At 74.3% G+C, this 6,082-nt stretch carries 5 protein-coding genes and 1 pseudogene; 2 read left to right on the top strand and 4 right to left on the bottom strand.

Annotation, left to right across the window (positions count from 1 at the left end):
• The first annotated feature begins 286 nt into the window (after nucleotides 1-286).
• Both cutA and GPJ59_RS32280 read left to right on the top strand, forming a co-directional pair.
• Nucleotides 287-682: a divalent-cation tolerance protein CutA gene (gene cutA, locus GPJ59_RS32275; RefSeq protein ID WP_219671469.1), complete on the top strand. Its 396-nt coding sequence runs from the start codon at nucleotides 287-289 to the stop codon at nucleotides 680-682.
• Nucleotides 679-1,125, top strand: coding sequence for a gamma-glutamylcyclotransferase family protein (locus GPJ59_RS32280; RefSeq protein WP_219671470.1), 447 nt, complete (start codon nucleotides 679-681; stop codon nucleotides 1,123-1,125). Before cutA ends, GPJ59_RS32280 begins: the two co-directional genes overlap by 4 nt.
• 53 nt (nucleotides 1,126-1,178) lie before the next feature.
• Here GPJ59_RS32280 and dnaG read toward each other — a convergent pair whose 3' ends face one another.
• From dnaG to GPJ59_RS32300, 4 genes and pseudogenes are all read right to left on the bottom strand, one after another.
• On the bottom strand, nucleotides 1,179-3,095 hold the full coding sequence (dnaG, locus tag GPJ59_RS32285) for a DNA primase (RefSeq protein WP_219671471.1): 1,917 nt from the start codon (nucleotides 3,093-3,095) through the stop codon (nucleotides 1,179-1,181).
• A gap of 34 nt (nucleotides 3,096-3,129) precedes the next feature.
• Entirely contained in the window at nucleotides 3,130-4,407 is a 1,278-nt protein-coding gene (locus GPJ59_RS32290; protein ID WP_219671472.1) for an NAD(P)/FAD-dependent oxidoreductase, read from the bottom strand.
• A 93-nt stretch (nucleotides 4,408-4,500) separates the two neighbouring features.
• Nucleotides 4,501-5,844 carry a deoxyguanosinetriphosphate triphosphohydrolase gene (locus tag GPJ59_RS32295; protein WP_219671473.1) on the bottom strand — a complete coding sequence of 448 codons (1,344 nt, stop codon included), beginning with the start codon at nucleotides 5,842-5,844 and terminating at the stop codon, nucleotides 4,501-4,503.
• Between the two features lie 36 nt (nucleotides 5,845-5,880).
• Nucleotides 5,881-6,082, bottom strand: a pseudogene (locus tag GPJ59_RS32300) (sirohydrochlorin chelatase); the annotation flags it as partial.

Genomic DNA, 6,082 nt, shown 5'->3' on the forward strand with positions numbered 1-6,082 from the left:
GGTGCCGTCCGGGTGAAGGGGCTTCGGCCGCCGGCAGCATCGTGCGGGCCGCCGAGCCGCCGAGCCGCCGGGCCGCCGTCCGGTGCGTCGGGCGGCCGCCGTCACGGCCACGGCCGCGGGCCCCCGGCATGGGCACGGTCGCAGTTGCGGCCCCGGGCACCGGCAGGTCGTGTGGCAGGGGTGCGTACGGTGGTGGGGCACCCGTACGCAGGGGCGCCCGCTCGCCCGGGGTCGACGTCCCTTCGGGGTTGTCCCATGTGCTGTTCCCGACCGAGGGAGGGTCCCCGTGACATCGGCCGATCGGCCGGACGCCGAGCGTTCCGCAGAGCCCGCAGAGCCCGCAGAGCCGCTCGCGCCCGCCGCGCCCACCGTCCTCACCGTCCTCACGACCGTCGACACCCCCGACGTCGCGACGGAGCTGGCCCGTGGCGCTGTGGAGGCGCGGCTGGCCGCCTGCGCGCAGATCTCCCAGCCGGTCACCTCGGTCTACCGGTGGCAGGGTGAGCTGGAAACCGCCCAGGAGTGGCAGGTCCTCTTCAAGACCACGGAGGCCGCCTACCCCGCCCTGGAGGCCTGGCTCACCGCGGCGCACCCGTACGACACCCCGGAGATCATCGCCACCCGCGTGGTCCGCGGCAGCGCGGGCTACCTGGCCTGGGTCGACTCCGAGGTGTCCGGATGACCGGGACGGCGGAGGCGGCCGGGGCCGGCGGGCTGCCGTTCTTCGTGTACGGCACCCTGCGCCCCGGGGAGCACAACCACGCCCTCTTCCTGCGCGGGCGCACCGCCGGCGAGGAGCCCGCCCGGCTCCCGGACGCGGCCCTGTACGACGGCCCCGGCTACCCGTACGCCGTCCACCGCCCCGGCGCGCAGGTCGTCGGCGAGCTCGTCACGCCCTCGGCCGCCGCGTACGGGGAGGTCCTGGCGGAGCTGGACCGGCTGGAGGAGTATCACGGCCCGGACCGGCCGCTGAACGTCTACGACCGGCTGTCCCGCCCGGTGCTGCGGACCGACGGGACCGCCGTACAGGCCTGGGTCTACCTGGCCGCCCCGCAGATCGCCCGTCACCTGGAACGGACGGGCACGCTCATACCCGGCGGCGACTGGCTGGACCGCGCCGCCTGATCCGCCCGGCCCCGCCGATCAGCGAGAGCTCTCGGTGGATCCCCGCAGGCCCCTCAGAGCCCCTCGGCGCCCCGGTTGCGCAGCCGCTGCCCGTACTGCTGGAGCACCCACAGCTCCTCCTGGACCGCCGCCAGCTGCTCCGCCGGGGCGTGGGAGCCCATCCGGGCCATCGTGCCCTGGATCTCGTGGACCCGGCGGTCGACCGCGCGCAGCCGGACCTGGACCAGCTGGACGCCCGCGTACGCCTCGTCGACCGTCTTGGCGTGGATGGCCTCCACCGCCAGCTCGGTGACCAGGGCGCGGACCGTGTCGTTCGGAGCGGCGCTGCGGACCCGGGCCAGGTAGTCGTCGCCGCCCGCCGCCGCGCCGCCGGCGTCCTGGACGGCCTGCCGGACCATGGCGTAGGGCGGGGCGGTGAACTCGTCCACGCCGTACGCGTCGAAGGCCGGGGAGACCAGCTCGGGGCGCTGGAGCGCCAGCTTCAGCAGCTCCCGCTCCGTCCGGTGGGCCGGGCTGCGCAGGTTCAGCGCGGGGCCCGACGACGGGGCGGCCGGGGCCGGGCGGCCGGTCTCGTACCCGGGGCGCGGGGCGCGGCCGCCGGCCCCGCCCTGCTGCTGGGGGCGGTTGCCGCGCTCGCGCGCCCACATCGCCTGCTGGGCGACGCGCTTGACGACGAACTGCTCGTCGAGGATGCCCAGCATGCCCGCCAGCTGGACCGCCGACTCGTGCTGGATGGCGATGTTCTTGATCTTGGCGACGATCGGGGCGGCCTCGTCCAGCGCCGCCGCCCGGCCGGCCGGGTTCTCCAGGTTGTGCCGGGAGACGATGTGCCGCATCGCGAACTCGAACAGCGGCGTACGCGACTCCACCAGCGTCGAGACGGCCGCCTCGCCCTCGGCCAGCCGCAGGTCACAGGGGTCCATGCCGCCCGGCGTGATCGCGATGGAGGTCTCGGCGGCGAACTTCTGGTCGTCCTCGAAGGCCCGCAGGGCGGCCTTCTGCCCGGCCGCGTCGCCGTCGAAGGTGAAGATCACCTCGGCGGTGGCGTTGTCCATCAGCAGCCGGCGCAGGATCTTGATGTGGTCCCCGCCGAAGGCCGTGCCGCAGGTGGCGATCGCCGTGGTCACCCCGGCCAGGTGGCAGGCCATCACGTCGGTGTAGCCCTCGACCACGACCGCGCGGGAGGTCCTGGCGATCTCCTTCTTGGCCAGGTCGATGCCGTACAGCACCTGGGACTTGCGGTAGATCGGCGTCTCGGGGGTGTTCAGGTACTTCGGGCCGTTGTCGTCCTCGCGCAGCTTGCGCGCGCCGAAGCCGACCACCTCGCCGGTGATGTCGCGGATCGGCCACATCAGCCGGCCCCGGAAGCGGTCGATGGGCTTGCCGCTGCGGCTGTCCTGGGCGAGGCCGGAGAGGATCAGCTCCTTGTCGGAGAACCCCCGGCCGCGCAGGAAGCGGGTCAGGTGGTCCCAGCCGGCCGGGCTGTAGCCGACGCCGAAGTGCGCCGCGGCGGCCTGGTCGAAGCCGCGCTCGGCCAGGAACTTCCGGCCGATCTCGGCCTCCGGGCCCTGGAGCTGGTCGACGTAGAACTGGGCGGCCGCCTTGTGCGCCTCGACGAGCCGGATGCGCTCGCCGCGGCCGCTGGTGCCCGCGGTGTAGCCGCCCTCCTCGTACCGCAGGGTGATGCCCGCCTGGGCCGCGAGCCGCTCGACCGCCTCCGAGAAGGAGAGGTGGTCGATCTTCATGACGAAGTCGAGGGTGTCCCCGCCCGCCTGGCAGCCGAAGCAGTGGTACAGCCCCTTGCTGGGGCTGACCTGGAAGGACGGGGACTTCTCGTCGTGGAAGGGGCAGAGGCCCTTGAGGTTGCCGCCACCCGCGTTGCGCAGCTGGAGGTAGTCGGACACCACGGCGTCGATCGGGACCGCGTCCCGGACCGCCTTCACGTCGTCGTCGTTGATCCTGCCTGCCACGCGTGAATTCTACGGCCGCGGTCCGACAACCCCGTCAGCCGCCCTGGCCGCTGCCCGCCAGGGACTCCAGCGGCACGGACGGGTCGGCCAGCGCTTCCCGGTCGGGGACGGCCGCCGTCCTGATCATGGTCTGGACCGGTTCGGTGACGTCCCACACGTTCACGTTCATCCCGGCCAGCACCCGGCCCTGGGACAGCCAGAACGCGACGAACTCCCGCTTGGCCACGTCGCCGCGGATCACCACCTCGTCGTACGAGCCCGGCGGGGCCCAGCCCGAGTACTCCAGGCCCACGTCGTACTGGTCGGAGAAGAAGTACGGGATGCGGTCGTAGCTGACCTCCTGGCCCAGCATGGCCTTCGCGGCGGCCGGGCCCCCGTTGAGCGCGTTCGCCCAGTGCTCGACCCGCAGCCGGGTGCCCAGCACCGGGTGGTTCGCGGCGGCCACGTCCCCCACGGCGTAGACGTCCGGGTCCGAGGTGCGCAGGCTCGCGTCCACCGCGATGCCGCCGCCGTGCTCCCGGTCCACCAGGGCCAGCCCGGACGTCTCGGCGAGCGCGGTGCGCGGGGCGGCACCGATCGCGGCGAGCACGGCGTGCGCAGGGTGCTCCTCGCCGTCCTCGGTGCGGGCGGCCAGCACCATGCCGTCCACCCCGGTGATCTCGGTGAGCCGGGCCCCGAAGTGGAACCGCACCCCGTGCCCGGTGTGCAGGTCGGCGAAGAAACCGCCGAGCTCGGGACCGAGCACCGCGTGCAGCGGCGTGGGCAGCGGCTCCACCACGGTGACCTCGGCGCCGTAGGAGCGGGCGGCGGCCGCCACCTCCAGGCCGATCCAGCCCGCGCCCGCGATCAGCAGGTGGCCGTTGTCCCGGCCGAGCGTGGCCAGCACCCCGCGCAGCCGCTCGGCGTGGGCCAGCCGGCGCAGGTGGTGCACCCCGGCCAGGCCGGTGCCGGGGATGTCGAGGCGGCGCGGCTCGGCACCGGTGGCCAGCAGCAGCTTGTCGTAGTGCAGCGCGGTGCCGTCGCCGAGGACGACCCGCTTGTGCTCCCGGTCCAGCTGCACCGCCGGCTGGCCCAGGTGCAGCTCGATGTCGGCGCGGGCGTACCACGAGGGCTCGTGCACGAAGACGCTGTCGCGCTCGTCCTTGCCCAGCAGGTAGCCCTTGGACAGGGGCGGCCGTTCGTACGGGTGGTCGCGCTCGTCGCCGATCAGGATGACCCGGCCGGTGAAGCCCTCGGCCCGCAGGGCCTCGGCCGCCTTCGCGCCGGCCAGTCCCGCGCCGACGATGACAAACGTCCGGTGTGCGTCGACCACCTGATGCCTCCTCATAACCTCTGCGCCATGTGCGGCCTCATGCGAGCCTCCCGCACCGAGCCTGCCGCGTGAAGGGGCCGTGGCCCGATCGGCTCACCCGTCGGCGCGTCGGGAGCGGCGGGTGAGGCGCTCGTGCAGGGAGCGCGCGGAGGCGTCGGTGAGGGACGCGATCTGGTCGATGACCGCGCGCTTCCTCGCCCGGTCGTCGGGAGCGGCGTCGAAGACCGCCCGGAACTGGGGGTCCAGGCCCTCGGGGGCGCGGGCGTACAGCGCCTCGGCGAGTTCGGCCAGGACGATGCGCTGGTCGGCGCGCAGCCGCTCCTGCTCCTCGCGCTGCATCACGTACAGGTCGGCGACCGCCTTCAGCACGGCGCACTCGTGGCGCGCGGTGGCCGGGACCACCAGCTCCGCCGCGTACCGGGTGAGCCGGCCGGAGCCGTACGCCTCCCTCGTCGCGCCCTCGGCGGCCAGGCAGAACCGGCCGATCAGCTGGCTGGTGGCGTCCTTGAGCCTGGCCTGGGCCACGGCCGATCCGTCGTAGCCATGTGGCCACCAGTCCTGCTCCAGCAGCCGGTCCAGGGCCTCGCGCAGCTCCTCCGGATCGGTGCCGGCCGGGACGTAGCGGCCGATCGCGACCTGCCAGATGGCGCGGCGCTCCGGCTCGGAGAAGAGCAGGTTGGGGTCGATGTGGCCGGCGTGCAGGCCGTCCTCGACGTCGTGCACGGAGTACGCCACGTCGTCCGCCCAGTCCATGACCTGGGCCTCGAAGCACTTGCGGTCGGCGGGCGCGCCGCGCCGCAGCCAGTCGAAGACCGGCAGGTCGTCCTCGTACGCGCCGAACTTCACCGAGTCGGGGTCGGTGGGGTGGCCGCCGCGTGGCCACGGGTACTTGGTCGCGGCGTCGAGCGAGGCGCGGGTGAGGTTGAGGCCGACGCTGACCGGTGCGCCGGTGCGCGGATCGGGGACGAACCGCTTGGGTTCCAGGCGGGTGAGCAGGCGCAGCGACTGGGCGTTGCCCTCGAAGCCGCCGCAGTCCTTGGCGAAGTCGTTGAGCACCTCCTCGCCGTTGTGCCCGAAGGGCGGGTGGCCCATGTCGTGGGACAGGCAGGCGGCCTCGACGAGGTCGGGGTCGCAGCCGAGGGCCGCGCCGAGCTCGCGGCCGACCTGGGCGCACTCCAGGGAGTGGGTGAGGCGGGTGCGGGGGCTGGCGTCCCAGTCGTAGGAGCGGGTGCCGGGCGTGACGACCTGGGTCTTGCCGGCGAGCCGGCGCAGGGCGCCCGAGTGCAGCACCCGGGCACGGTCGCGCTGGAAGGCGGTGCGGCCGGGCCGCTTGTCGGGCTCGGCGGCCCAGCGCTCGGTGTCGGACGCGTCGTACGGCTCGTGCGGATCGTACGGATCGTGACCGGGGACGGGTGCGGTGCCTGCCATGCCTTCCATGCAACGACGGTAACCGGAAGGACCGACAAACCGGGATCAGGCGGTGGCGAGTTCCGGCCGGGGGCGGTGGCCGGACGCGAGCCGCAGGCCGGGCAGCCGTCCGGCGAGGGCCTGGTCGTAGCGGTGCAGCACGAGCCGGGCCAGGGCCGGGTGGTCGCCGAGCGGAGCGGCCGCGAGGGCGGGTGCGGCGGCGGCGCACTGCGTGGCGAACCGGCCCGGGGCGGCGAAGTACGAGGCC

Origin of the sequence: Streptomyces bambusae (assembly GCF_019400985.1) — a bacterium.
In the GTDB taxonomy this organism is placed as follows: domain Bacteria; phylum Actinomycetota; class Actinomycetes; order Streptomycetales; family Streptomycetaceae; genus Streptomyces; species Streptomyces bambusae_A.